A 23,370-nucleotide genomic window follows, 5' to 3' on the forward strand; every position below is an offset into this window, starting at 1 on the left:
TCAAGCAGAAATGCTCAGCCATGTGCCAGGCTCGCCGCCTGGCATTTTTTTTGCCCGCGTCCGCCGGCGCCGTTCAGGTGCTTGGCGCGCGGGTTTTTTGTTAATAGCCATGGCGGCGCCGACAGAGAGGTCGTGATTTGGCCTAAGATGGAGCAAGGATGCCGCTGGCGTGTTGGCCCGGCGAGTGGATGACGGCAGGGGACAATAATATGTGGTCGATGGAGGCGGGAGAAGCGGCCGACTGGATCGCCGGTCGGCTTTCGGCTTATGACTTTACCGGCAGGGTGGGCGATTTCAGTTTCCGGCAGGCCGATGGCGGGCTGCGGCCGGCGGCGGTGCTGGTGCCGCTGGTGTGGCATAGCGAGGGGCCGACGGTGTTGTTGACCCGGCGCGCTGAAAATCTGCCGGCGCATGCCGGCCAGGTCAGCTTTCCGGGCGGCAAGCTGGAGAGGGACGACGGTTCCGCCGAGCGCGCCGCGCTGCGCGAAACGCGAGAGGAGACCGGGCTGGCGGAGAGCCATGTCCGGCTGCTGGGACGTTTGCCGGACTATGTGACGATTACCGGCTTTGTGGTGACGCCGGTGGTGGGATTGGTGCTGCCGCCGTTCGAGCTCAGCCCGGAACCGGGAGAGGTGGCGGAGGTGTTCGAGGCGCCGCTGCCGCTTTTGATGGATACCGGGGCCTATCAGCGCCACAGCCATCAGGGGGACGACGGCCATCTGCGAGCTTATCTGTCGCTGGACTGGCAGAGCCACCGCATCTGGGGCGCCACCGCGGCGATGCTGTGGCTGCTGTCCGACGCCTTGGGCGTCGCGGGGCAGGATGGGGCGCCGTTCAGGTCATGTCCAGATCATTGAACAGAATGTTGCGGCCGGCGACCTTGGCTTCGTAAAGCAGGCGGTCGGCGCGCGCCAGCATCAGTTCCGGCGTGTCGTGAGGCCTCCAGTCGGTTAATCCGCCGCTGAAGGTCACGCTCTGATCCACCAGCGGGAAGCGTGTCTGACTCAACACCACTTGCACCCGTTCCATCACTTTTTGCGCGTCGCGCAGCCGGGTGCAGGGGAAAATCACTAGAAATTCCTCACCGCCCACCCGGGCGCTGATGTCGGTGTTGCGCGTGGTGTCTGTCAGCGCGTTGGCCACGGCCACCAGCACATTGTCCCCGGCCTGATGGCCGTGCCGGTCGTTGAATTGCTTGAAGTGATCAATGTCGAATACCGCGATGGTCAATGACTGTCCATAGCGTTCGCAGCGGCTGATTTCGTCTTTGAGCATCATGTCGGCGTAGCGCCGATTGTATAGATGGGTCAGCGGGTCGGTGGCCGCCATTTCGCTCAGCTGCTGGTTGCTTTCCTGTAATTGCTCTTCCAGCTCTTTGCGGCTGGAGATGTCGTAGAGCGCCACTAAGGTGGACGGCGGGGTGCGCTCGCCCAAGGGACGCAGGGAGACAATGACCCAGAGCCGGCTGTGGTCCTCCAGTTCCAGCTCCATTTCCTGACTCTCGATTTCCTGGCCGGCTTCCAGCCACTGTTCCAGCGGCTGCAGCCGAAAAGGCAGGTTGAGAATGTCCGAATCTTCCTTGGTCCCTGGCGCGCGCGGCGGCAACTGAAGCATGGCTCGCGCCAGCGCGTTGGCGCGCTGAATGCGGCGTGTTTTGGGATTGACCAACAGCAGCGCCAGCGGCGCGGTGTCCAGAATCAGCTTGGCTTCTTCCTCGCTTTGCCGGATCAGGTCCGTGCTACGGCTCAGCAGCGTGTGCTGACGCAGATTGGAAAGATAATTGCGCAAGGCCAGCAGCGTCATGCCGGCGATGAACAGCCAGCCCAGCAGCGCCAGCGTCGCCTTTTCCTGCACGGAGCGGGTGAAATCCTTGCGGGCGATGCCCACCGCCACTTGAAACGGGTAGCGTCCCGTCTGGCTTTGGCTGTACAAGCGGGTGACGCCGTCGATATTGGACGGCGCGCTGAATTGCGCCTGATTACCGTCGCGGCTGAGTAGTTTGGCCGGCTGGAGCGGCCGGAACTGCCGTTCCAGCCCCTTGGGCGGTTTGGGCCAGCGCGCCACCATCAGCTGGCGTTGGTCCAGCACCAGGATTTCCCCGTGTTCACCCACGGTGACGCGAGAGACTTCGTCCTGGAAAAAATTGTTGGCGATGACGCCGGCGGCCATGCCTATGACATTTCCGCTGTCGTCGCGCAGCTTGCTGGCCAGAACGATGCCGTGTTGCTCGGGGTTGTGTTGGGCGGCGGTGTAACTGTTTTCCGGGTCTTCGTTTCTATGCAGCCAGCGGCAGAATTCATTGTGCGGCTGCCGCACGATGGCGGCCTGGCGGCTGGTGAAGATGGCCTGACAGGCGCTGTCTATGATTTCGATTCGGCTCAGATAGGGCGCCAGCTGCAGTTGCTGTTGCAGCTGTTGATACAGTTTTTGTTGTCCGTCTTCACTGCTTTTGCCGGTGTGCAGCAGGGTTTGGACTTGGGGCAGTTGACTCGTGTTTTGCAGGATCAGCCCGGCTTCGCTGACGCCGGCGGCCAGCCGCTCGGCCAGCAATTGACTGAGGCCGTTAGCCTGTCGCAGCGCGTTTTCCTCTTCCTGTTGGTAGGTGTTCAGCAGTTCCAGAGCCACCAACGCCAGAGTCGCTAGCAGGAAGAAAATGGAGCCCCAGATCGCATAGCGTGCCGGGCGTTTGTTCCGTTTGCGGAGGTTGAAGTCCATGACGCTCGTTATTGGGGGTTATGAACCAGTTATAGCGCTAGGCGGCGAAGTATGACAGGAACCCGCCACCAGCGGGCGGGTCCGGGGGCGTCAGGCCGTGGTGAATCGCATCGAGAGATCGACGGCTTGGATATCCTTGGTCAGCTTGCCCACGGAAATGCGGTCGACCCCGGTTTCAGCAATCGCGCGCACGGTGTCGAAGTCCACGCCGCCGGAGGCCTCCAACAGAGCGCGGCCGGCGGTCAAGCGCACCGCCTCGCGCATTTGCTCCAGCGACATATTGTCCAGCAGCGCCAGCTTGGCGCCATGGCGCAGCGCTTCCTCCAGTTGTTCCAGCGTTTCCACCTCGATCTGCAGGCTGACGTCGGCGGGGGCCAGCTGTTGCGCGGCCCGCAGCGCGGCGGCGATGCCGCCGGCGGCCATGATGTGGTTTTCCTTGATCAGGATACCGTCGAACAGGCCAATGCGCTGATTGTCGCCGCCGCCCACCGTCACCGCGTATTTCTGCGCCAGCCGCAGTCCGGGCATGGTCTTGCGCGTGTCCAGAATCCGGGCGCGGGTGCCTGCCACGGCGTCGACGTAGCGGCGGGTTTCGCTGGCGACCGCGGACAGGGTTTGCAGGAAGTTGAGCGCGGAGCGCTCCGCGCTTAGCAGCGCGCGCGCCGGGCCGGAGATAGTGCACAGCACGGCGCCGGCGGCGACTTGCTCACCTTCGGCGGCCAGCCATTCCACCTGGCAATCAGGGTCAACCTGGCGGAAGCATTCGTCGAACCAGGCCTGACCGCACAAGGTAGCCGCCTCGCGCGCGACCACCCGCGCCGCGCCGGCGCTGTGTTCGGGAATCAGCAGGGCGGTCCAGTCGCAACGGCCGATGTCTTCGGTCAGGGCGGCGGCGACGTGCTGGGCGATCAGGTGAGGGGCGGGCAAAGCGGGCATGCGGAACTCTCCAATAAAACGTCATTGTACCCAATGGAGACGGGTTGGTGCGCACCCTCTGGTATCATTCGAAATGGATAATAAAGCCAGTAGGTAGGTCATGGATTTGCCCGCATCATTTTTTCCCGACGTCGCGCTTTGGCTGAGCAATGGCGGGGCTTTGTCTTTGCTGGCGCTGGCGGCGCGGCAGGTGGCCTGGCGCGCTTTGCCCTTGCCTGCCTGCAACGCCTGGATGGGCGCCTGTGTGTTGGCGCTGGCCCTGTGGCTGTTGCGAGGCGGCGTGGCGCCTGGCTTGTCTTTCCATTTGCTGGGCGCCGGCTTGTTCACCTTGATGATGGGGCCCTGGCTGGCCTTGCTGGCGCTGGCGCTGCCCTTGCTGGCGCTGGCTTTGAGCGGACAAGCCGATCCGCTGGCGCTGGGTCTGAATTATTTGAGCATGATTGCGCCGCCGGTGGCGCTGTCCGCCGCGGCGCTGCGCTTGAGTCAGCGCGTCTTGCCCAGTAATCTGTTCGTTTATGTCTTCGTCAACGGCTTCCTCGCCGGCGGCGCCGGCATGTTCGCCGCCGGCCTGTCCGGCTTGTTGGCCTTGGGGCTGGCTGGCGCCTATCCCTGGGACCAGTTGCTTGAAGAGACGCTTCCGTTCTATTTTTTATTATCATGGTCGGAGGCTTTCACCACGGGTTTGCTGGCTGCGGTGCTGGTGGTTTACCGGCCGGAATGGGTGGCCACCTTTGACGACGGGCGCTATCTGGGACATAGGCGCCGCGCGCCGTGAGAAGCTGTTTATCATCCGTTTCGCCTTGAGGGCGGCGAGCATGCTTCATTATGCCGATGAGCCAACCGCGTATTCCGTGTCCTTGGGCGCAAGGCCTTGTCTCGCTTAACTCGCAAATCTTAAGCAGCTTTTGTTCGAGGCTGGATCAACATAGGAGAATGATATGCCGTTCGCGTTATGGAGCCTTTTGCTGGCCGCTCTGCTGCCATTGATCTGGGCCGGGGTGGCCAAAGCCGGTTCGCGGGTGGACAACCACAAGCCGCGTGAGGCGATGGCCCTGGCCAGCGGTTATCGGCAGCGGGCTAATTGGGCGCAGCAGAACGCCTGGGAGGCGTTCCCAACTTTCGCCGCCGCGGTGCTGGTGGGGTGGGGAATGCATGTGCCGCCGGCATTTCTGGATGCCGCCGCCGCGGTCTTCATCGCGGCGCGGGTTGCGCACGGCTTGTTGTACCTGGCTGACCAGGCCAGCTTGCGCTCATTGTCTTGGCTGATTGGGCTGCTGACGGTGGTGGCGATCTTCTGCAAGGCCGGCGGTCTGTTCTAGTGCTAGACGGCGTCCAGCCAGCCGTTGGCGCGCAGAGCGGCCTGCACCTGGTCCAAGCCCTTGGTGTGAAACGCTTGCCAGCCGGCGCGGCGGGCGGCGTCCACGCATTCTATGTTGTCGTCGAAAAAGGCGATGCGCTGAGGGGGGACGTCCAACTCTTGCTGTACATGACGGTATACCTCGTCGTCCGGCTTGCGAAGGCCGATCAGATGGGAGGCGAATAGCCGGTCGAAACGGTGCAGCAGATCGAATTCACGTTCGATTTTGTCCCAGTGCAGCGCGTTGTTGTTGCTGAGCACGGCCAGGCGATGGCGCGCGCCAAGCTGGGCCAGCATCTCCGCCGCGCCGGGGAAGGCGCCGCGCAGCCAGCTGTCCAGTTGCGCGGTCATTTCCGTCGCGTCGATGTCCAGCCCCAGGTGTTCTGCCATCGCGGCGCTGAACGCTTCCGGCGTGCAGGCGCCGGTGTCGAGTTCGGCGATCCACGGCGTTTCCATCCAGAAGCGCCGGGCCTGTTCCGGGTTCAGCTTGCCCTGGGAAAGCCGCACCAGCGGATCGATGCCGTTCCAGTCCACCAATACTCCGCCCAGATCGAATACCAGCACATCTACGCTTGAATTCATCGTTTCGCCTTTTGTCGAGAGCGCGAGGGTTTCGCGCCAGCTGTTTAGAGAATGATGGGCTCCGGCTCCAGCTCCACGCCAAAGCGTTGACGGACCTCGGCGCGCACCTTGTCGGCCAGCGCGCGCATCTGGTCGCCGCTGGCTGCGCCGTGATTGACCAGCACCAGCGCCTGGCGCGCGTGCACGCCGGCGTCGCCGTCGCGATAGCCTTTCAGTCCGCACTGGTCGATCAGCCAGCCGGCGGCCAGCTTGACCTTGCCGTCGGCTGCCGGATAGTGCGGCAACGCGGGATGGAGCGCCAGCAGAGCTTGCGCCTGCTCCGCCGGCAGAACCGGGTTTTTGAAGAAGCTGCCGGCGTTGCCCAGTTCGGCCGGGTTGGGCAGTTTGCTGGAACGGATGCGAATCACCGCGTCGCTGACGTCTTGTGGCGTGGGCGCGGCGATGCCGGCGGCGTTCAGTTCTTGCTGGATATCGCCGTAGCCGGTGCGCAGCCGAGCCGTGCGCGATAAGCGGAAACGCACCGCGGTGACCAGCAGTCGGCCGGCGGCATCGTGTTTGAACACGCTGTCACGGTAGCCGAAGCGGCAGTCGGCCTTGTCCAGCGTCAGTGCGGCGCCGCCGTGATCGAGGTCGGCGCAGACCACTTGATGGATGTGGTCCTTGGCCTCGACGCCGTAGGCGCCGATGTTTTGGATTGGGCTGGCGCCAACGGTGCCGGGGATCAGGCTCAGATTTTCCAGTCCGTACCAGCCCTGGCTCAGGGTGTGGAGCACGAAGCCGTGCCAGTTTTCGCCGGCGGCCGCTTCGACAATCACATCGTCGCCGCTTTCTTCCAGCAGGCGGATGCCGCGCAGCCCCAGTTTGACCACCAGGCCGGAATAGTCGCGGGTGAACAGCAGATTGCTGCCGCCGCCCAGCCACAGTACGGGGCCGGCGCGGTAGGCCGGGCTTTCCAGTAGCGCCGGCAGATCAGAGAGCGAGTCCAGCTGGCAGAAGTCGCGCGCGCGCGCGTCCATGCCGAAAGTGTTCAGCGGTTTGAGCGGATAGTGGTGGCTGAAGGTCAGGCTCATTGCGCCGGTTCCGGTTGAAGTTGTCGATGCAGGCGGCGGCGGCTTTCGCTCGCCAGATAGCGAGTCAGGAACAGCGCGGCCACGCTCAGGCTGATGACCAGCGCGGTCCAGAAGCCAAACACGCCCATGGGCTTCTTGGTCAGCCAGTCAGTCAGGCCCAGGGTGATGCCCAGACCCAGGCCAACGCACCAGAACGACAGGATGTGAATAATCATCGGCACCGTGGTCAGCTTGTAGCCGCGCAAGGCGCCGGAGGCGATGGTTTGGGCGGCGTCGGTCAACTGGTAGACCGCCGCGAACAGCAAGAGGGTGGAGCCCATCGCGATCACGCGCGGGTCCGGCGTGTACATGCGCATGATGGGTTCGCGGAACAGCAACACCGCGAGCATCGCGCAAAAGGCCATGCTCAAGCCCAGCAGCAGGCCTACACCGGAACTGAAGCGTGCGGCGCGGTAGTCGCCGGCGCCGACATGATGGCCGACGCGCACGGACATCGCCGTGGCCACGCTTTGCGGCAACATGTAGATGATGCTGGAAAAATTGAGCACGGATTGATGGGTGGCGACCACCACGGTGCCCAGTTCGGCGATCAGCAGCGCGATGAAGGAGAACAGGCTGACTTCCACGAAGAAGGACAGGCCGATTGGCACGCCCAGCTTGAGGAAGCCGCGGTACATGCGCCAATCCGGACCGCGCAGTCGCTCCAGCAGGCGGAACTGGCGGAAATTGCGATGCCAGCTGACATAGGCGAGCAGGGCCAGGCAGTTGAACCAGAACACGATGCCGGTGGCCCAGCCGCAACCGGCGCCGCCCAGCTTGGGCAGGCCGAAGAGGCCGTGGATCAGGATATAGTTGAGCGGAATGTTCAGCGCCAGCGCCAACAGGCTGACCACCATGATGGCCTTGGGGCGGCCCAGGCTGGATGCGTAGGCGTGCAGCGCCCGGTGGGTCATCGCCGCCGGCATGCCCACCGCGGCGCCGGTGATGAACAGCATCACCTTGTCGGTCACTTCCGGCGGCAGGTGCAGCCACAGCCGCAGCGCCGGCTCCAGCGCCACCATCATCGCCGCGCCCAAGAGGCCGATCAGCAGGCCGAACCACAGCCCCTGGCGCGCGGTGTCCTTGAATTTGTCGTGCTCGCCGGCCCCCAGCTGGTGGGCCAGGATGGGGTTGAGCGCGGTGACGATGCCCATCAGCGTGACGTAGAAGGTGATGAAAACGCTGGCGCCTAGGGAGACGGCGGCCAGGTCGTCGGTGCTGACGCGGCCCGCCATCACGGTGTCGACGAAGGCGGTGGCCACCTGCGCGATCTGAGCGATCATCATCGGCAAGGCCAGCCGGCTGATTTGACGGGCTTCCAGCAGCACGGCCCCGCGCGGGGCGCGATTGATTTCAAACAGCATGGGAGTAGGGCGGGATGGCTCGGAGAACTGGCCATTATACCGGCTGCGGGTCTGCCTTGTCTTTGCCGCGCCATGACAATGGGGCGGCAAGAGTAAGGCGGACGCGCGGAAGCGCCCCCGGCGAAGCGGGAGCGCAGTGCCTCCAGATCAGAAGCGCGCGGGCGGGTCGCGGCGCAGATCGCAACTGATCAGCAACTCGCCGCCAAAGCGTGCGTTGATGCTGAGCGCGTCCACCAGCGAAATGTCCTGTACGGTTAGCTGTTCGCCGTTGCGTTCCAGGTCATAGCCCAGCTCATGGGCGAAATCCGCCAGCTGTTGCAGGGCGGGGGTGTCGGCCGGCGTGAGCGGAGAGGCGCTCAGGCTGCCGCAAAGGGGGCGAGGTCTTCCCACGGCGTCGAAATTGGCAAAAGAGAAATCGGTATAGCTATCTTGCAGGCAGTCGTACATGGCGGTTCTCCAGAGGGTTCGGTCGCAGTTGGCGCGCCGGTTCTGGGTTTCGCCGGCGACGCTTTAGCAGGATTTTTGGGCGCCCTGCAAGTTGTCATTAACTCGGCGCCTGCCGCGCATGCCCGAAACGGAAACGGGGCGCGGCTCATGCATCGATCCGAAGCGATTGGTCTGCTTAACTGCCTGTACGGGTAAAAGAAAACCCGCCTACGACTAAGAGCGCAAGCGGGTTCACCGGTTTGACGCTTTAGCTGGCATTTGTTAAGCGCCCGCAAGCTGTGTCAAATCGGCGCATGCATGTCAGCCTATGCTTTTGGCTTTTGGCTGTCAATCCCCTTGCGCGGCCTCCTCGCGCCACTCGGCCAGCCAGCCGCGCCAGTGCGGCTCCGGTTGCGCAGCGATGACGGCGCGCAAGCTTTGTCTACAGGCCTGATGGGTGGCCGGGGTCAGCGCGCCTTCCACCCATTGCTGGCGCAGCCACAACAGGTGGCAGCTGGCGGCCTGGCGGGCATTGTGTTCGGCGAGCGCGTCGGCGTTGCCGGCTCGATACAGTTCCCAGCGCCGAGGACCGTTGAGTTCGGCTTCGCCGGGCAGGCCGCACAGACGGGCCAGCTCGCCCAACGGAGTGGCCAGTTCGGCATGGCCGCCGCTCAGGATCTCGCTTAGCGCGCAATGCGCGTCCGGCGTCCGGCCGGCGCGGAGCTGTTCCGGCAGTTGCAAGCCCAGCGCCAGCGCGCGATGGAGCAACACCGGCAAGTCCAGCCGAGAGCCGTCCCAACTGATCAACTGCGCCCGGCTGTCGCGCAGCAGGGTGAGCCAGTCCGCCAGCATCGCGGCTTCGTCGCCGGCATCGACGGCAAGCCGCTGGACGAGACGGGTGTGTCCATCCTGTTGTAGTACGCCGGCGATGGCGACCACGCGGTGCAAATGGAAGGGAATGAAGTCGGTGCCGCTTTGGGCGCGGCAGCGCTGCAGCACGAAATCGGCGACGTCGGCCTCCCCGATTTCGCCATCCAGCTCATAAAGCTGGCGGATGGCGGGCACGTTGGGAATGGTCTGGAGATGAAAGCTGAGAGTAGGGCGCACGGGAGGGGTCTTGTCGGAGTCGGCGAATCGGCAGCGATTGTATGCCTATCATCGATAGGGGGCAATTGGCGGCCGTGGAGGCGGCCATGGGGCGGGATATGGCGGCGAATTGTATTTTCTGCAAAGAATAGGGATATAATCGCCGGCTTGACTACCTACTAGTCTTGCGAATCCTGGCATTCCAAGTCGACTATCTTTCTCATAATGATCCGCAAGTTTATCCGTAAAGTACTGGACCTGCCCGCCGGCATGGGCAAGCGCCGCACCAAGGCGCGCGTGATTCCTCTGCCGCAACACGGCATCCGCCGAGACCAGCTCAGCTCCGCTGCGCTGAAAGTCACCACCCGACTGCAGGAGGCCGGTTTTTCCGCCTATGTGGTGGGCGGAGCCGTGCGCGATTTGATGTTGGGCGTGTCACCGAAGGATTTCGACGTTGCCACCAACGCAACGCCGGAGGAAGTGCACCGGGTGTTCCGCCGTTCCCGCATCATTGGCCGGCGTTTCCGCATCGTCCACGTGATGATGGGGCCGGAAACCATCGAGGTGACCACCTTCCGCGGCGGCTCTGTGGACGACACCAATGAAACCGGCCGCATCATGGCCGACAACAGTTTCGGCAGCCAGGAAGAGGACGCCCACCGTCGCGACTTCACCGTGAACGCGCTGTTCTACGATCCGTCCGACGAAACCGTCATCGACTATCATCACGGCGTCAAGGACTTGCGCGCCCGCAAGCTGGTGATGATAGGCCAGCCGGCCCGCCGTTATCAGGAAGACCCGGTGCGCATGCTGCGCGCGGTGCGCCTGGCGGCCAAGCTGGGTTTCGAGATCGACGACGCCACCCGCAAGCCCATCCGCACCCACGCTCATCTGCTGAAGAAGGAGCCGCCGGCGCGCCTGTTCGATGAAATGCTCAAGCTGCTGATGTCCGGCCAAGCCTACGGCTGCCTTAAGAAGCTGCGCGAGGAAGGCATGGCGCGCGGTGTGTTTCCACTGTTGGACGCAGTGCTGGACGACAAGGGCGACGATTTGTTCTTGAAGCTGGGTCTGGAAAGCACCGATCAGCGCATCCGCGCCGACAAGCCGGTGTCGGTGGGTTTCCTGCTGGCCACCCTGTTGTGGAAGCAGGTGTATCAGCGTTGGCAGAAGCGTTTGAACGCCGGCGACCGCGCGGTGTACGCGCTGGCGCAAGCGATTGCCGACGTGGAGTCCGAGCAGGACAACGATTTTGCCATTCCGCGCCGCTTCAGCGTGACCATGCGCGAAATCTGGATGTTGCAGTCGCGTTTCGACAGCCGCAGCGGCCAGCGCGCTTATCGCTTCCTGGAGCAGCCGCGCTTCCGCGCCGCTTACGATTTCTTCGCGCTGCGCGGAGAAGCCGGCGAGGTGGACATGAAGTTGGTGGGCTGGTGGAACGACTTCCAGCGCGCCGACGAGGAAGAGCGCGAGCAACTGCTGGAAATCGCCAAGGCCAGCGGCGAGCCGGATCCGGCCAAGAAACGCCGCCGCCGCCGTCCCGCTAATCGCCGCAAAGCCGCGGGCGAATCCGGCGGAGAGGCCTAAGTGGCGCAGGCTTTCATCGCGCTGGGCAGCAACCTTGAACAGCCGGCGGCGCAAATCCGCGCCGCGCTGGCCGCGATCGCCGCCTTGCCCGATACCGAGTTGACGCGGCAGTCCGCCTTGTACCGCACCGCGCCGGTGGGCTATGCCGATCAACCGGACTTCATCAACGCCGTTGCGGAAGTGGGCACCGCGTTGGCTCCGCGCGAATTACTGCGCAGGCTGCTGGCGATCGAGGCCGAGTTTGGCCGGGTGCGCACTTTCCGCAATGCGCCGCGGGTGTTGGATCTGGATCTGCTGTATTACAGCGGCGTCGCCCAGACCGACGAAGACTTGACCCTGCCGCATCCGCGCATGCATTTGCGCGGCTTCGTCATGATCCCGCTGGCGGAGATCGCTCCTGATCTGACGCTGCCGGAGCTGGGCACGGCCGGCGAACTGGCCGCCGGACTCGCCGATCAAGGCGTGGAGCGTCTCGAAACAACTAGCTAAGAGGAAGCGAGCGATGAGTCAATTGCGTTATGTCGTGGTCGAAGGGCCGATCGGCGCGGGCAAATCCTCTCTGGCGCGCCGGCTGTCGGAATACTGGGGCGTGCGCATGCTGGCGGAAGACCCCGCCGCCAATCCTTTCCTGCCGCGCTTCTACCGCAACCTGCCGGCTCACGGCCTGTCCACCCAACTGTCCTTCATGCTGCAACGCGCCGATATGGCCAAGAGCATGCTGAACGGCGAACTGCTGGCCAGCCCGCTGGTGTCGGACTTCCTGTTCGAGAAGGACGCGCTGTTCGCCAAGATCAATCTGGACGAGGCCGAATTGGCGCTGTACAAGCGCCTGGCGTCGCTGGCGATGCCGGAACATCCGGTGCCGGATCTGGTGATCTATTTGCAGGCGTCCGAGGAAAACCTGCTGAGCCGGGTGGCCGCGCGGGCGGCGGAGTACGAAGTCAATTTCCCCGAAGGCTATCTGAAGCGCGTGCATCAGGCCTACAGCGAATTTTTCCATCAGTACGAGGCCGCGCCGCTGCTGATCGTCAATACCGATCACCTGAATCTGGTCGATGGAGACGAGGACTTCGAACTGCTGATCCGCTGCATCAGCGAAGCGCGAGGCCAGCGCAACTATTTCAACAAGAGCGTCTGAGCCGCCGCGCGCTCAGAGCCTGTTTGCCGATCTAGCGAGCTAGAGTGAGACAAGGCCTTGCGGCTGAGAAAACGGAATGTACAAGGGGTGCGTCACCGTTTTCAACGCCGTATCGCTGATGTGCAGCAGATCGTAAACAGGTTTTAAGCGCCCCGCCGGTTGATATGGACGACTGAACGAGGAAGAACGGGCATGAAAATTACCGTCAACACCCTGCAGAAAATGGCTCAGGAAGGGCAAAAGATCGCCATGCTGACCTGTTACGACGCCAGCTTCGCCACCTTGCTGGAGCAAGCCGGGGTGGAAATTCTGTTGGTGGGGGATTCGCTGGGCATGGTGGTGCAGGGCATAGACTCCACGCTGCCGGTGGCCGAAGAAGAAATGCTTTACCACGTGCGTTGCGTGGCGCGCGGCGCCAAGCAGGCCATGGTGCTGGGCGACATGACTTTCGGCGCTTATCAGGAAAGCCCGCAGCAGGCCTTCGCCCACGCCGCCCGCATCATCCAGGCCGGCGCGCACATGGTGAAGCTGGAAGGCGGCGCTTATATGGCCGATACCACACGCTTCCTGGTGGAGCGCGGCGTGCCGGTGTGCGCCCACATTGGCCTGACGCCGCAGTTCGTCAACACTTTCGGCGGCTATCGAGTGCAGGGCAAGAGCGAGGAAGATGCGCGCCGCATCGTCAACGACGCGAAGGCGCATGCCGCAGCCGGCGCCAGTCTGGTGCTGATGGAGTGCGTGCCGGCGGAACTGGCGCGCGAGATCACCGAGTCGATTTCCGTGCCCACCATAGGCATTGGCGCCGGCGTCGATGTGTCCGGCCAGGTGCTGGTGCTGCACGACATGCTGGGCGTGTACCCAGGCAAGAAGGCGCGTTTCGTCAAGGACTTCATGGCTGAGGCCGGCAGCATCCAAGGCGCGGTGCAGTCCTATGTGCAGGCGGTGAAGGATAAGTCCTTCCCGGCGGCGGAACATACTTTCTGATCGGCTCTGCCCAGGACATCAAATAATGGAAATCATTCGTACCGTGGCGGAGATGCGCGCCTGGCGTCGCCAGGCGGGCAAGCTCGCCTTCGTGCCCACCATGGGCAATCTGCACGCAGGGCATCTGGCCCTGGTCAAGGCGGCGCGCGAACGCGCCGACAAGGTCGTGGTCAGCATCTTCGTCAATCGGCTGCAATTTGGCCAGGGCGAGGACTTCGGCGCCTATCCGCGCACCTTCGACGCCGATTGCGATAAGCTGCGCGCTGCCGGCGTGGATGCCTTGTTCTTCCCCGAGGAGCAGGAGTTGTATCCGCGCGTGCGTCAGGACTTCAACGTGGAGCCGCCGAATATTCAGAACGAGCTGTGCGGCGCTTTCCGCCCCGGCCACTTCCGCGGTGTCGCCACCGTGGTGACCAAGCTGTTCAACATCGTGCAGCCGGATCTGGCCTGCTTCGGCAAGAAAGACTTCCAGCAGCTGCATGTGATCCGAGCAATGGTGGACGACCTGAATTCGCCGATCGAGATCGTGCCGGTGGACACCGGCCGCGCCGACGACGGCCTGGCGCTATCCTCGCGCAATGGTTATCTGAGCGCGGAAGAGCGCGCCGAAGCGCCGCGTTTGTACCGCAATCTGGAGCAGATACGGCAGCGGCTGCAGGATGGCGATCATGACTACGCGGCGCTGGAACAGGCCGCGCGCGACGATCTGGCCCAAGCCGGCTGGATAGTGGATTACGTGGAAATTCGCCAGGCCGACACCCTGGCGGTGGCGCACGCCGGCGAAAAACGCCTGGTGGTGCTGGCGGCCGCCCGACTGGGGCGCACCCGCCTGATCGACAACATCGAAGTGTTCCGCTGATCAGCGGACGAAGGATGCAATCATGCAGCGCAATATGCTCAAATCCAAGCTCCACCGTGTAACCACCACGCACAGCGAGTTGCACTATATCGGTTCCTGCGCGATTGACGAGAACCTGCTGGAAGCGGCGGATATTCTGGAGTACGAAGAAGTGCAGATCTGGAACGTCACCAACGGCGAGCGTTTCGCCACCTACGCGATCAAGGCCGAGCGCGGTTCCGGGACCATCTCGGTCAACGGTTCCGCCGCGCGCCGCGCCGCGCCGGGAGATCTGCTGATCATCGCCTCCTTCGCCCAGTACGAGGCCGCGGAGCTGAAGAATCATCAGCCCAAGCTGGTATTCGTCGACGCCGACAACCAGATGACCGAGGTCAAGGGCGCAACCCCGACGCAGGCGGCCTGATCCGTCTCCGGTTTCGCCCATTAGCGGCCGCCTCAGGGCGGCCGTTGTGTTTTGTTGCGGCACAGCATCAGCTTGGCGGCGGCGGCCCGCTTAATTTGGCGGTTGAGCTTGTCGTTGGCGGCGGCGGTGAATCATATTTAAAAAGCGGAGGTGTCTGACTGCCGGTTTGGGCTGGCGGGGACGGCCGTTTCTTAATCCATCGTCAACCCAGCAGCGAGGGAGGCATCATGAGCGCGAGCCAGAATCTGACTGGAGGTTGTCTGTGCGGCGCGGTGCGTTACCGTTTGCGCGCCGAGCCTTACGATGTGGTGCACTGCCATTGCAAAAGCTGCCGCCGAGCCAGCGGCGCGGCCTTCGTGACCTGGTTCACCGTTCGCGTGGCCGATCTGGACTGGCGCGGTGAAAAACCGGTGCTGTATCACTCCTCGGCGGCGGTCAGCCGGGGGTTCTGCCCGCATTGCGGCTCCACCCTGACTTACCGCCACGAATCGGACCCGGAGGAGCTCGACATCACCGTGTCTTCGCTGGACCATCCGGAACGGGTGGTGCCGGCCGGACATATCTGGTGGGAGCATCACCTGCCCTGGGGCAGCCCCGCCGCGCAGCAAGAACTGCCCATCTATCAACGCAGCGAGGCTTGAACCGCGCATTTACGCTCCCGCGAGCAAGAGCGAAGAGGGCTGAAGGAGTCCTCGCGTCACGGCGCGGGGTGCAGCGCGCCCGGCGCGACGACCACCCCGTCCTCGTCTGCGTACAACCAGTGGCCGGGGCTGAAGCGCACTTGGCCGAACTCCACGCTCAGATTGCGCTGGCCTTCGCCGCGCTTCACCGACTTTCGCGGATGGACGCCTAGCGCGCGTATGCCCAGCGCCAGCTTGTTCAAGGCGGCGGAGTCGCGAATGCAACCATTGATCACCACGCCGGCCCAGCCGTTGGCCACCGCCAGCACGCCCAGTTGATCGCCCAGCAACGCGCAGCGCAGCGAGCCGCCGCCGTCCACCACCAGCACTTTGCCGGCGCCGTTCTGACTCAGCGCTTCCCGCACCAGGCTGTTGTCCTCAAACAGCTTCAGGGTTTCGATGCGGCCGTAAAAGCGGGTCTGCCCGCCGTAGCGTTGCAGCGCGGGCGTCAACACCTGTAGTTGCTCGTCGAACTGATCGCATAGATCGGCTGTGTGAAAGTCCATGGCGGCTCTCCTGTGGGCGGATGGCGAAAGCTTAATCCTAGCAGCGCGAGCGCGCGGGCGATATGCCGGAGAAATGAAAAAGCCGCCTGACGGCGGCTTTGGGCGTTGCGTATTGAGGCGGGGGTTATTCCAGCCGCAGAGGCACGAACAATACGGCCTCGTTGCGTCGCACCAGCAGGGCGATATGGCCTTTGGCGCTGGCCAATGCTTTTTCGAAGTGTGCGATGGTGGACACTTCCACCTGGTTCAAGCCCAGGATCACATCGCCCGCCTGCAGGCCGGAGCGGGCGGCGGGGCCTTGCGCTTTCTGGATCAGCAAGCCGCCGCGCACGCCCAACTCCGAACGCTGATTAGGCGTCAGTTCGCTCAGCGTCAGCCCCAGTTTGCCAAACTGGAAGCCCTGCGGCGTGTTTTCCTCCTGAGGCTGCTGCGTGCTTGGCGCGTCCTGAGCAAGTTCCGCCAGCGTGGCTTCCAGCTCCTTCTCCACGCCCTTGCGCCACACCGTCAGCTTGATCTTGGTGCCCGGTTGCAAGGAACCAACCTGCACCGGGAGATCCTTGGAGCTTTCTATCGCTTTGCCGTCCAGCTTCAGGATGATGTCGCCGGCTTGCAGGCCGGCGCGAGAGGCCGGTCCCTTGGGATCGACGCGCACCACCAGCGCGCCGCTGGGGCGCTGAAGGCCAAAGGACTGCGCCAGTTCCTGGGTGACTTCCTGGATGTTGATGCCCAACTGGCCGCGGCTGACCTTGCCCTTGGCCTTGAGCTGATCGACCACGCTCATCGCCAAGTCGATGGGGATGGCGAAGGAAATGCCCATGAAGCCGCCGGAACGGCTGTAAATCTGCGAGTTGATGCCCACTACTTCGCCGCGCAGGTTGAACAGCGGGCCGCCGGAGTTGCCGGGGTTGATCGCCACGTCGGTCTGGATGAAGGGGACGAAGTTCTCGTCCGGCAGGCTGCGGCCCTTGGCGGAAACGATGCCGGCCGTGACGGTGTTGTCGAAGCCGAACGGCGCGCCGATGGCGGCTACCCATTCGCCGACCTTCAAGTCAGCCGGGCTGCCTATCTTGACCACCGGCAGGTCCGCCGCCGCCACTTTCAGCAGTGCCACGTCGGTGCGCTTGTCCACGCCCACCAGCTTGGCGCGCAGCTCGCGCTTGTCGGTCAGCATGACTTTGACCTGCTGGCTGTCCGCCACTACGTGGGCGTTGGTCAGGATGTAGCCGTCGGCGCTGATGATGAAACCGGAGCCGAAGGAGACGCTTTCTTCCTGCGGCTGTTCGCGTTGAGGCGGATGATTGGGGATGAAGCGGCGGAAGAAGTCGTACAGCGGATCGTCTTCCGGTACGGGAATCGGCAGGTTGCTGGCTTGGGCGCCGCCGCTTTCTTCGCGGCTGGCCTGGATGTTCACCACCGCCGGTCCGTCGCGGGTGACCAATTGAGTGAAGTCCGGCAGCAGCATGGCGACGCGGCCATCCTGTTGTGCGGGAATGGCGACCGGCGCGGGTTGGGAGTTGCCTTTGAAGAAGCGCTCGACCTTGTCGCAGCCGGACAGCAACGAGGCTGCGAGCAAGGCGCCAACCAGGGTGCGCAGATACGTTGTCACAGGCTATCCTTTTAGGTTGATGTCTATGCGGAAAATAAGGGCGGAACCGGAGTTTTTCCAGTATTTGATTCAGTTGTCTTTAATCATAACGGTTTTTGCCGGATATTCGCAGAGATCGGCGATGACGCAACGCTCGCATTCAGGCTTTCTGGCTTTACAGACATAGCGTCCGAGCAGGATCAGCCAGTGGTGCGCGTCGATTTTGAATTCGTCGGGGATGTATTTTACCAGCTTATCCTCAACTTCTCGCACGTCTTTGCCGGGCGCGATCCGGGTGCGGTTGGCGACCCTGAAAATATGGGTGTCCACCGCGATGGTAGGCTGACCGAAAGCAGTGTTCAGCACCACGTTGGCCGTTTTGCGGCCGACGCCGGGCAGCGCCTCCAAGGCCTCGCGGGTTTGCGGCACTTCGCCGCCGTGCTTTTCCAGCAGCAGACGACAGGTGGCGATCACGTTTCTGGCCTTGGTCTTGTACAAGCCTATGGTCTTGATGAAGTCCGCCAGCGATTCTTCTCCCAGCGCCAGCATGGCCGCCGGGGTGTTGGCCACGGGGTAGAGGCGGCGCGTGGCCTTGTTGACGCTGACGTCGGTGGCTTGCGCCGACAGCAGCACCGAGATCAGCAGTTCGAACGGGCTGCTGTACTCCAGTTCGGTGGTGGGGTGCGGGTTGGCGTCGCGCAGACGGGCGAATATTTCTTTGCGTTTGACGGCGTTCACGGCTTGTCCTTGTCTGCTTGTTCGCGGGCGGCGCGCATCGCGGCGGCGCGTTCCATCGCCTTGCGGATCAATTCGTTTTTGTCGGCCGCCGGCGCGGAAGCGGCCGCGGCGACCGGCGCTGCGGCCGGAGGCGACGACGCGGCGCTTACCGCGGCGCGCTCGGCCAGGCGTCTGGCCTTGTCTTCTTGTTCGCGCGTTTTGCGCGCTTGGCGTCGTTCGTAGCGCATGCGGGCCTGGGCGGCGCGCGCCATCACGCGGTCGCGCTCGCCGTCGGCTGGGTCGGCCACGGGGACCAAGTCGATGCAGTCCACCGGACAGGGCGCGAGGCATAGCTCGCAGCCGGTGCATTCGGAGGCGATGACGGTGTGCATCTGCTTGGCGGCGCCTACGATGGCGTCCACCGGGCAGGCCTGGATGCACAGCGTACAGCCTATGCAGCTGTCTTCGCGTATCACGGCCAGCGCCCGCGGTTTGGGCTGCGGGCCGTCGGGGGCGAAGGGAATGACGTCCCGGCCCAGCAGCTCCGCCAGCGCCCGGATGCCGTCGTCGCCGCCCGGCGGGCAGCGGTTGATCGGGTCGCGGCCTTCCGCCAGCGCCTCCGCATACGGTCGGCAGCCGGCGTGGCTGCATTGTCCGCATTGGGTCTGGGGCAGCAGGGCGTCGATCCTTTCGACCAGGGGGATAACGGGCATGCTGTCGGATTCCACTTGAAAAACCGCTAATTATCGACGCTACGGCGAATGGCTTCAACACCCGGATGGCGGATGAGGGCGCGGAAGGAGTGAAAAAGCCGTCGCTTGCGCGACGGCTCCTGCGGGTGCGGCGGACGATGGCTTGATCACAGCGGATGTTGCAGCTGCTCCAGAATCTGCGGGTTTTCCAGCGTGGATACGTCTTGGGTGATCTCTTCGCCCTTGGCGATGGAGCGCAGCAGGCGGCGCATGATCTTGCCGGAGCGGGTCTTGGGCAGGTTTTCGCCGAAGCGGATGTCGTCCGGCTGGGCGATCTTGCCAATCTCGTGCGCCACCCAGTTTTTGAGCTCGGCCGCCACTTTCTTGGCTTCCTCGCCCTGCGGGCGCGCGCCTTTGAGCACGACGAAGGCCACAACCGCCTCGCCCTTGACCTCGTGCGGCTTGCCGACCACGGCGGCCTCGGCCACCAGCGGGTTGGCCACCAGAGCGGATTCGATCTCCATGGTGCCCAGGCGGTGGCCGGACACGTTCAGCACGTCGTCGATGCGGCCCATGATCCAGAAATAGCCGTTCTCGTCGCGGTTGGCGGAATCGCCGGCAAGGTAGTACTGACCGTTGAACTCTTCCGGGAAATAGGTTTTCTTGAAGCGCTCCGGATCGTTCCAGATGGTGCGCACCAGGCTGGGGAAGGGCTTCTTGATCACCAGGAAACCGCCGCGGCCAGGGTCCACCTGGGCGCCGGATTCATCGACGATGTCGGCCATGATGCCGGGCAGCGGCAGCGTGCACGAGCCGGGTTTGGTGGCCACCGCGCCGGGCAGCGGCGAAATCTGGATGGAGCCGGTTTCGGTCTGCCACCAGGTGTCCACGATGGGGCAGCGGCCGCCGCCCACGGTTTCGTGATACCAGATCCAGGCTTCGGGGTTGATCGGCTCGCCCACGGTGCCGAGCAGGCGCAGGCTGGACAGGTCGTGCTGCTTGGGCAGGTCCGCGCCCAGCTTGATCAACGAGCGGATGGCGGTGGGCGCGGTGTAGAAAATGCTGACCTTGTGCTGCTCTATCATGCGCCAGAAGCGTGAGGCGTCCGGATAGGTGGGCACGCCTTCGAAGATCACCTGAGTGGCGCCGTTGGCCAAAGGGCCGTAGCAAATATAGCTGTGGCCGGTGATCCAGCCCACGTCGGCGGTGCACCAGAACACGTCGTTGGGTTTGTAGTCGAATACCCAGCGGAAGCTGTTGGCGGCGCCCAGCAGATAGCCGGCGCTGCTGTGCTGAATGCCCTTGGGTTTGCCGGTGGAGCCAGAGGTGTAAAGGATGAACAGCGGATCCTCGGCGTTCATCCATTCCGGTTCGCATTGCTCCGGCTGGCCGCTGGTCAGCTGGTGCCACCATACGTCGCGGCCCTCGCTCCAGGCGACCGCGTTTTGGGTACGCTGATAAGCGATCACGTGTTTGACGCTGTCGCACCCGCCCATCGCCAGCGCTTCATCCACCGTGGCTTTCAGCGGCACGCTCTTGCCGCCGCGCAGGCCTTCGTTGGCGGTGATCACCAGTTTGGCGCCGGCGTCCTGAACGCGGTCGCGCACCGCCCCGGCGGAAAAGCCGCCGAACACCACGGAGTGGATGGCGCCGATGCGCGCGCAAGCCTGCATCGCCACGATGGCTTCGATCACCATGGGCATGTAAATCACCACGCGGTCGCCCTTGGACACGCCCAGGCTCTTCAGGCCGTTGGCGAACTGGCAGACGCGGCGGTGCAATTCCGCGTAGGTGACGCGGGTGACCGCGCCGTCGTCGGCCTCGAAAATCAGCGCGATGCGATTGGCGTTGACCGCCAGGTGGCGGTCCAGGCAGTTGTAGGAGATGTTCAGCACGCCATCGTCGAACCATTTGAAGAACGGCGCTTGGCTGTCGTCCAACACGCGGGTGAACGGTTTTTTCCAGGTGATCAGGTCGCGCGCCAGGTCGCCCCAGAACGACAGGTAATCTGCGTCCGCCTGCTCGCACAGCGTGTTGTACGCCTCCATTCCGGAGATTGCCGCTTTCTGGCGGAAATCGTCGGAAGGCGGAAAGCTGCGGGTTTCCTTGAGGACGGATTCTAGCGTGGACATAAACTTCTCCTGGATTAGCTTTGTTGTCATGCCGCCGCTCCGGAACCGCTGGAGCGGCGCGGTGGGGTATTTAAGGCAGGCCGACATCCTCGGCCCGGCCTTATGTCAATGTCAATGCTTGGAGGCCCCGGATGCGCCGATGCCGGTCATCGCGCGCACGAACTGAGCTTCGAATTTGGCTTTTTCCTCATCGGCCTGACGGGATTTGTCCAGCACCGAGATCAGCCAGGTGGAAACGAAGGCCAGGGTCATCGAGAAGATGGCCGGGTTCTTGTACGGGAACACCGCGTGTTCGTGCTTGAGCACCTCCACCCAGACCGTCGGCCCCAGAACGATCAGCACCACCGCGGACAGCAGGCCGATGAAGCCGCCGATCACCGCGCCGCGCGTGGTCAGTCCTTTCCAGAACATGGACAGGAACAGCACCGGGAAGTTGGCCGAGGCGGCAATGGAGAAGGCCAGGCCCACCATGAAGGCGATGTTCTGCTTCTCGAATACCAGGCCCAGCACGATGGCCACCACGCCCAGCACCACGGTGGTGATTTTGGACACGCGGATTTCGTCGGCCTCGTTGGCTTTGCCCTTTTTGATCACGCTGGCGTACAGGTCGTGCGACACCGCGGAGGCGCCGGACAGCGCCAGGCCGGCCACCACCGCCAGGATGGTGGCGAAGGCCACCGCGGAGATGAAGCCCAGGAACATGTCGCCGCCCACGGCCTCGGCCAGGTGCACCGCCGCCATATTGTTGCCGCCGATCAGCTGAGTGACGGATTTGCCGTTTTTGACCACGGTTTCCATCATGCCCGGTTGGTTCAGCACCAGCATGATGGCGCCGAAGCCGATGATGAAGGTGAGGATGTAGAAGTAACCGATGAAGCCGGTGGCGAAGAACACCGATTTGCGCGCCTCTTTGGCGTCGGACACGGTGAAGAAGCGCATCAGGATGTGGGGCAGGCCGGCGGTGCCGAACATCAGCGCCAGACCCAGCGAGATCGAGTCGATGGGGTCCGTTTTGCCCGGCGCCATGATGGCGACGCCCTTGCTATGCGCGGCCACCGCTTTTTCAAACATCAGTTCCGGGCTGAAACCCACGGTGGCCAGAACCATGATGGCCATGAAGGTGGCGCCGGACAACAGCAGCACCGCCTTGATGATTTGCACCCAAGTGGTGGCCAGCATGCCGCCGAAAAGCACGTAGCACACCATCAGCACGCCCACCATCAGCACCGCGGAGGTGTAGCTCATGCCAAACAAGAGCTGGATCAACTTGCCAGCCCCCACCATCTGCGCAATCAGGTAGATGGCTACCACCACCAGTGTGGAGGTGGCGGCGAAGCTGCGCACCGGCGTTTGTTGCAGCCGGTAGGAGGCGACGTCGGCGAAAGTGTATTTGCCCAGATTGCGCAGGCGTTCGGCCACCAGGAACAGGATCACCGGCCAGCCGACCAGGAAGCCCATCGAGTAGATCAGGCCGTCGTAGCCTTTTTCGAACACCATGGCGGAAATGCCGAGGAAGGACGCGGCGGACATGTAGTCGCCGGCGATCGCCAGGCCGTTTTGAAAACCGGTGATGCCGCCGCCGGCCGCGTAGAAGTCGCTGGCGGATTTGGTGCGGCGAGCCGCCCAATAGGTGACACACAGGGTAAACGCCACAAACAGCAGGAACATGATGATGGCGTGCCAGTTGGTGGCCTGTTGTTTGACATCGCCCTCAATGGCCCCGGCCGCCATGGCCAAGGAGGGCAGTAGAACGCCGGCGACGCAGGCCAGTTGCAAGACGCGTTGCTTCATTGTTTGGACTCCTCGACGATTTGCTGGTTGAGCAGGTCGAATTCGGTGTTGGCGCGGCGGACGTAGATGCCGGTCAACACGAAGGCCGAGATGATGATCAGCACGCCGATGGGAATGCCTATGGTCATGGTGGCGCCGGCGCTGATCGGATGGCCCAGCGTGGCCGGCGAGAACGCCAGCACCAGGATGAAACCGTAATAGATGGCCAGCATGATCAAAGTGAGCTGCCAACCCAGGCTGGTTTTCTTGTGCACCAGTTCCTTGAATTTGGGATTGGACTGCACTTTCTTGAGTATGTCCTCGTTCATTGCATCCTCCTTTGTGATCGCGGCTTAGAGTGCCGCTGCTAAAAACATAAGGGAGGCTGTGGCGGCGAATCTAATCGCTTTTTTTGATGCGTAAAATTATTCAGACCGATGTTGCGATGCAAAAATCAAGTAAAATCAAGTATTTACATTAGAATTTTTACTCTTTGTCTGGTGTGAAATTGTTGTCCTGTTGTCAGTGCGACCGGGGTTTGTCCTGGTTGCCTTGGCGGCCGAACGCCTTTGCGCAAATGCTTGGACAGGGCGGTGGCGAGGCACAAAACGCTTGTTATTTAGCCGGCATTACGCTGAAAATGGCTCGCACAAGAAAAACCCGCCATCGGCCAAGCTTTGCTCAGGCCGCCATGCCGCCGCGTTGCGCGGTAGTGCTCAAACGGGCGTCGGAGCCCCGCCGTCAT

The 23,370-nt window shown here is 63.3% G+C and carries 24 protein-coding genes; 10 read left to right on the forward strand and 14 right to left on the reverse strand.

The window, feature by feature from the left end:
* The first annotated feature begins 158 nt into the window (after positions 1–158).
* Entirely contained in the window at positions 159–857 is a 699-nt protein-coding gene (locus ACUXV1_RS11690; RefSeq protein WP_446015470.1) for a CoA pyrophosphatase, read from the forward strand.
* Here the strand turns inward: ACUXV1_RS11690 and ACUXV1_RS11695 are convergent.
* Both ACUXV1_RS11695 and nadC read right to left on the reverse strand, forming a co-directional pair.
* Positions 835–2,715, reverse strand: coding sequence for a sensor domain-containing diguanylate cyclase (locus ACUXV1_RS11695; protein WP_043633790.1), 1,881 nt, complete (start codon positions 2,713–2,715; stop codon positions 835–837). The genes ACUXV1_RS11690 and ACUXV1_RS11695 overlap by 23 nt on opposite strands.
* A 90-nt stretch (positions 2,716–2,805) precedes the next feature.
* Positions 2,806–3,651: a carboxylating nicotinate-nucleotide diphosphorylase gene (nadC, locus tag ACUXV1_RS11700; RefSeq protein ID WP_203391000.1), complete on the reverse strand. Its 846-nt coding sequence runs from the start codon at positions 3,649–3,651 to the stop codon at positions 2,806–2,808.
* A gap of 100 nt (positions 3,652–3,751) precedes the next feature.
* Between nadC and ACUXV1_RS11705 the strand changes: the two genes are divergently transcribed.
* Both ACUXV1_RS11705 and ACUXV1_RS11710 read left to right on the forward strand, forming a co-directional pair.
* Complete coding sequence (locus ACUXV1_RS11705) at positions 3,752–4,426, forward strand: energy-coupling factor ABC transporter permease (RefSeq protein ID WP_043633784.1); 675 nt, start codon at positions 3,752–3,754, stop codon at positions 4,424–4,426.
* Between the two features lie 163 nt (positions 4,427–4,589).
* The gene (locus ACUXV1_RS11710; protein WP_019104545.1) at positions 4,590–4,970 is read left to right on the forward strand and encodes an MAPEG family protein; all 381 of its coding nucleotides are present in this window, start codon (positions 4,590–4,592) and stop codon (positions 4,968–4,970) included.
* Positions 4,971–4,972: 2 nt separating this feature from the next.
* On the opposite strand, the gene ACUXV1_RS11715 is transcribed toward ACUXV1_RS11710, so the two are convergent.
* From ACUXV1_RS11715 to ACUXV1_RS11735, 5 genes are all read right to left on the reverse strand, one after another.
* Positions 4,973–5,590 carry an HAD family hydrolase gene (locus tag ACUXV1_RS11715; protein ID WP_446015471.1) on the reverse strand — a complete coding sequence of 206 codons (618 nt, stop codon included), beginning with the start codon at positions 5,588–5,590 and terminating at the stop codon, positions 4,973–4,975.
* 44 nt (positions 5,591–5,634) lie between these two features.
* Positions 5,635–6,660 carry a UDP-N-acetylmuramate dehydrogenase gene (gene murB, locus ACUXV1_RS11720; RefSeq protein WP_043633778.1) on the reverse strand — a complete coding sequence of 342 codons (1,026 nt, stop codon included), beginning with the start codon at positions 6,658–6,660 and terminating at the stop codon, positions 5,635–5,637.
* Positions 6,657–8,063: an MATE family efflux transporter gene (locus ACUXV1_RS11725; protein ID WP_019104542.1), complete on the reverse strand. Its 1,407-nt coding sequence runs from the start codon at positions 8,061–8,063 to the stop codon at positions 6,657–6,659. Before ACUXV1_RS11725 ends, murB begins: the two co-directional genes overlap by 4 nt.
* A 147-nt stretch (positions 8,064–8,210) precedes the next feature.
* Positions 8,211–8,510 (reverse strand): hypothetical protein, encoded by a 300-nt coding sequence (locus tag ACUXV1_RS11730; protein WP_081556130.1) that lies wholly within the window; start codon positions 8,508–8,510, stop codon positions 8,211–8,213.
* 327 nt (positions 8,511–8,837) lie between these two features.
* Positions 8,838–9,596 (reverse strand): hypothetical protein, encoded by a 759-nt coding sequence (locus tag ACUXV1_RS11735; RefSeq protein WP_114152530.1) that lies wholly within the window; start codon positions 9,594–9,596, stop codon positions 8,838–8,840.
* 204 nt (positions 9,597–9,800) lie between these two features.
* Between ACUXV1_RS11735 and pcnB the strand changes: the two genes are divergently transcribed.
* The 7 genes from pcnB (at position 9,801) to ACUXV1_RS11770 (ending at position 15,184) form a co-directional block, all read left to right on the forward strand.
* Positions 9,801–11,159, forward strand: coding sequence for a polynucleotide adenylyltransferase PcnB (gene pcnB, locus ACUXV1_RS11740; RefSeq protein WP_043591604.1), 1,359 nt, complete (start codon positions 9,801–9,803; stop codon positions 11,157–11,159).
* Positions 11,160–11,648, forward strand: coding sequence for a 2-amino-4-hydroxy-6-hydroxymethyldihydropteridine diphosphokinase (gene folK / locus ACUXV1_RS11745; RefSeq protein ID WP_446015472.1), 489 nt, complete (start codon positions 11,160–11,162; stop codon positions 11,646–11,648).
* Between the two features lie 13 nt (positions 11,649–11,661).
* Complete coding sequence (locus tag ACUXV1_RS11750; RefSeq protein WP_019104537.1) at positions 11,662–12,297, forward strand: deoxynucleoside kinase; 636 nt, start codon at positions 11,662–11,664, stop codon at positions 12,295–12,297.
* A gap of 192 nt (positions 12,298–12,489) precedes the next feature.
* A complete protein-coding gene (panB, locus tag ACUXV1_RS11755) occupies positions 12,490–13,281 on the forward strand; it encodes a 3-methyl-2-oxobutanoate hydroxymethyltransferase (protein WP_019104536.1) in 792 nt (263 codons plus the stop codon).
* A gap of 25 nt (positions 13,282–13,306) precedes the next feature.
* Complete coding sequence (gene panC, locus ACUXV1_RS11760; RefSeq protein ID WP_019104535.1) at positions 13,307–14,140, forward strand: pantoate--beta-alanine ligase; 834 nt, start codon at positions 13,307–13,309, stop codon at positions 14,138–14,140.
* Positions 14,141–14,162: 22 nt separating this feature from the next.
* Positions 14,163–14,543, forward strand: coding sequence for an aspartate 1-decarboxylase (gene panD / locus ACUXV1_RS11765; protein ID WP_019104534.1), 381 nt, complete (start codon positions 14,163–14,165; stop codon positions 14,541–14,543).
* 227 nt (positions 14,544–14,770) lie between these two features.
* A complete protein-coding gene (locus tag ACUXV1_RS11770; protein ID WP_446015473.1) occupies positions 14,771–15,184 on the forward strand; it encodes a GFA family protein in 414 nt (137 codons plus the stop codon).
* Between the two features lie 56 nt (positions 15,185–15,240).
* Here the strand turns inward: ACUXV1_RS11770 and rraA are convergent, their stop codons facing one another.
* The 7 genes from rraA to ACUXV1_RS11805 all read right to left on the reverse strand — a co-directional run bounded on the left by rraA (position 15,241) and on the right by ACUXV1_RS11805 (position 22,954).
* The gene (gene rraA, locus ACUXV1_RS11775) at positions 15,241–15,729 is read right to left on the reverse strand and encodes a ribonuclease E activity regulator RraA (RefSeq protein ID WP_043633757.1); all 489 of its coding nucleotides are present in this window, start codon (positions 15,727–15,729) and stop codon (positions 15,241–15,243) included.
* Positions 15,730–15,853: 124 nt separating this feature from the next.
* The gene (locus ACUXV1_RS11780; protein WP_043633755.1) at positions 15,854–17,335 is read right to left on the reverse strand and encodes a DegQ family serine endoprotease; all 1,482 of its coding nucleotides are present in this window, start codon (positions 17,333–17,335) and stop codon (positions 15,854–15,856) included.
* A 69-nt stretch (positions 17,336–17,404) separates the two neighbouring features.
* Positions 17,405–18,052 (reverse strand): endonuclease III, encoded by a 648-nt coding sequence (gene nth, locus ACUXV1_RS11785; RefSeq protein WP_043633752.1) that lies wholly within the window; start codon positions 18,050–18,052, stop codon positions 17,405–17,407.
* A complete protein-coding gene (rsxB, locus tag ACUXV1_RS11790) occupies positions 18,049–18,759 on the reverse strand; it encodes an electron transport complex subunit RsxB (RefSeq protein ID WP_446015474.1) in 711 nt (236 codons plus the stop codon). The genes nth and rsxB overlap by 4 nt, the downstream gene beginning before the upstream one ends.
* A 131-nt stretch (positions 18,760–18,890) precedes the next feature.
* On the reverse strand, positions 18,891–20,855 hold the full coding sequence (acs, locus tag ACUXV1_RS11795; protein ID WP_194426711.1) for an acetate--CoA ligase: 1,965 nt from the start codon (positions 20,853–20,855) through the stop codon (positions 18,891–18,893).
* A 111-nt stretch (positions 20,856–20,966) separates the two neighbouring features.
* Positions 20,967–22,646, reverse strand: a complete 1,680-nt coding sequence (locus ACUXV1_RS11800) for a cation acetate symporter (RefSeq protein WP_019104527.1) — start codon at positions 22,644–22,646, stop codon at positions 20,967–20,969.
* Complete coding sequence (locus ACUXV1_RS11805; RefSeq protein WP_019104526.1) at positions 22,643–22,954, reverse strand: DUF485 domain-containing protein; 312 nt, start codon at positions 22,952–22,954, stop codon at positions 22,643–22,645. Before ACUXV1_RS11805 ends, ACUXV1_RS11800 begins: the two co-directional genes overlap by 4 nt.
* Between the last annotated feature and the right edge of the window lie 416 nt (positions 22,955–23,370).

This window comes from Chromobacterium sp. W521, from assembly GCF_052805975.1.

What these genes read in the sequence shown, in the direction of transcription:
- ACUXV1_RS11695 (WP_043633790.1), bottom strand. Translation starts at nt 2,715, where the DNA reads ATGGACTTCAACCTCCGCAAACGGAACAAACGCCCGGCACGCTATGCG.
- nadC (WP_203391000.1), bottom strand. Translation starts at nt 3,651, where the DNA reads ATGCCCGCTTTGCCCGCCCCTCACCTGATCGCCCAGCACGTCGCCGCC.
- ACUXV1_RS11805 (WP_019104526.1), bottom strand. Translation starts at nt 22,954, where the DNA reads ATGAACGAGGACATACTCAAGAAAGTGCAGTCCAATCCCAAATTCAAG.
- ACUXV1_RS11750 (WP_019104537.1), top strand. Translation starts at nt 11,662, where the DNA reads ATGAGTCAATTGCGTTATGTCGTGGTCGAAGGGCCGATCGGCGCGGGC.
- panB (WP_019104536.1), top strand. Translation starts at nt 12,490, where the DNA reads ATGAAAATTACCGTCAACACCCTGCAGAAAATGGCTCAGGAAGGGCAA.
- rraA (WP_043633757.1), bottom strand. Translation starts at nt 15,729, where the DNA reads ATGGACTTTCACACAGCCGATCTATGCGATCAGTTCGACGAGCAACTA.
- ACUXV1_RS11725 (WP_019104542.1), bottom strand. Translation starts at nt 8,063, where the DNA reads ATGCTGTTTGAAATCAATCGCGCCCCGCGCGGGGCCGTGCTGCTGGAA.
- ACUXV1_RS11710 (WP_019104545.1), top strand. Translation starts at nt 4,590, where the DNA reads ATGCCGTTCGCGTTATGGAGCCTTTTGCTGGCCGCTCTGCTGCCATTG.
- ACUXV1_RS11705 (WP_043633784.1), top strand. Translation starts at nt 3,752, where the DNA reads ATGGATTTGCCCGCATCATTTTTTCCCGACGTCGCGCTTTGGCTGAGC.
- ACUXV1_RS11730 (WP_081556130.1), bottom strand. Translation starts at nt 8,510, where the DNA reads ATGTACGACTGCCTGCAAGATAGCTATACCGATTTCTCTTTTGCCAAT.
- ACUXV1_RS11715 (WP_446015471.1), bottom strand. Translation starts at nt 5,590, where the DNA reads ATGAATTCAAGCGTAGATGTGCTGGTATTCGATCTGGGCGGAGTATTG.
- panD (WP_019104534.1), top strand. Translation starts at nt 14,163, where the DNA reads ATGCAGCGCAATATGCTCAAATCCAAGCTCCACCGTGTAACCACCACG.
- ACUXV1_RS11770 (WP_446015473.1), top strand. Translation starts at nt 14,771, where the DNA reads ATGAGCGCGAGCCAGAATCTGACTGGAGGTTGTCTGTGCGGCGCGGTG.
- ACUXV1_RS11690 (WP_446015470.1), top strand. Translation starts at nt 159, where the DNA reads ATGCCGCTGGCGTGTTGGCCCGGCGAGTGGATGACGGCAGGGGACAAT.
- murB (WP_043633778.1), bottom strand. Translation starts at nt 6,660, where the DNA reads ATGAGCCTGACCTTCAGCCACCACTATCCGCTCAAACCGCTGAACACT.
- panC (WP_019104535.1), top strand. Translation starts at nt 13,307, where the DNA reads ATGGAAATCATTCGTACCGTGGCGGAGATGCGCGCCTGGCGTCGCCAG.
- pcnB (WP_043591604.1), top strand. Translation starts at nt 9,801, where the DNA reads ATGATCCGCAAGTTTATCCGTAAAGTACTGGACCTGCCCGCCGGCATG.
- acs (WP_194426711.1), bottom strand. Translation starts at nt 20,855, where the DNA reads ATGTCCACGCTAGAATCCGTCCTCAAGGAAACCCGCAGCTTTCCGCCT.
- ACUXV1_RS11800 (WP_019104527.1), bottom strand. Translation starts at nt 22,646, where the DNA reads ATGAAGCAACGCGTCTTGCAACTGGCCTGCGTCGCCGGCGTTCTACTG.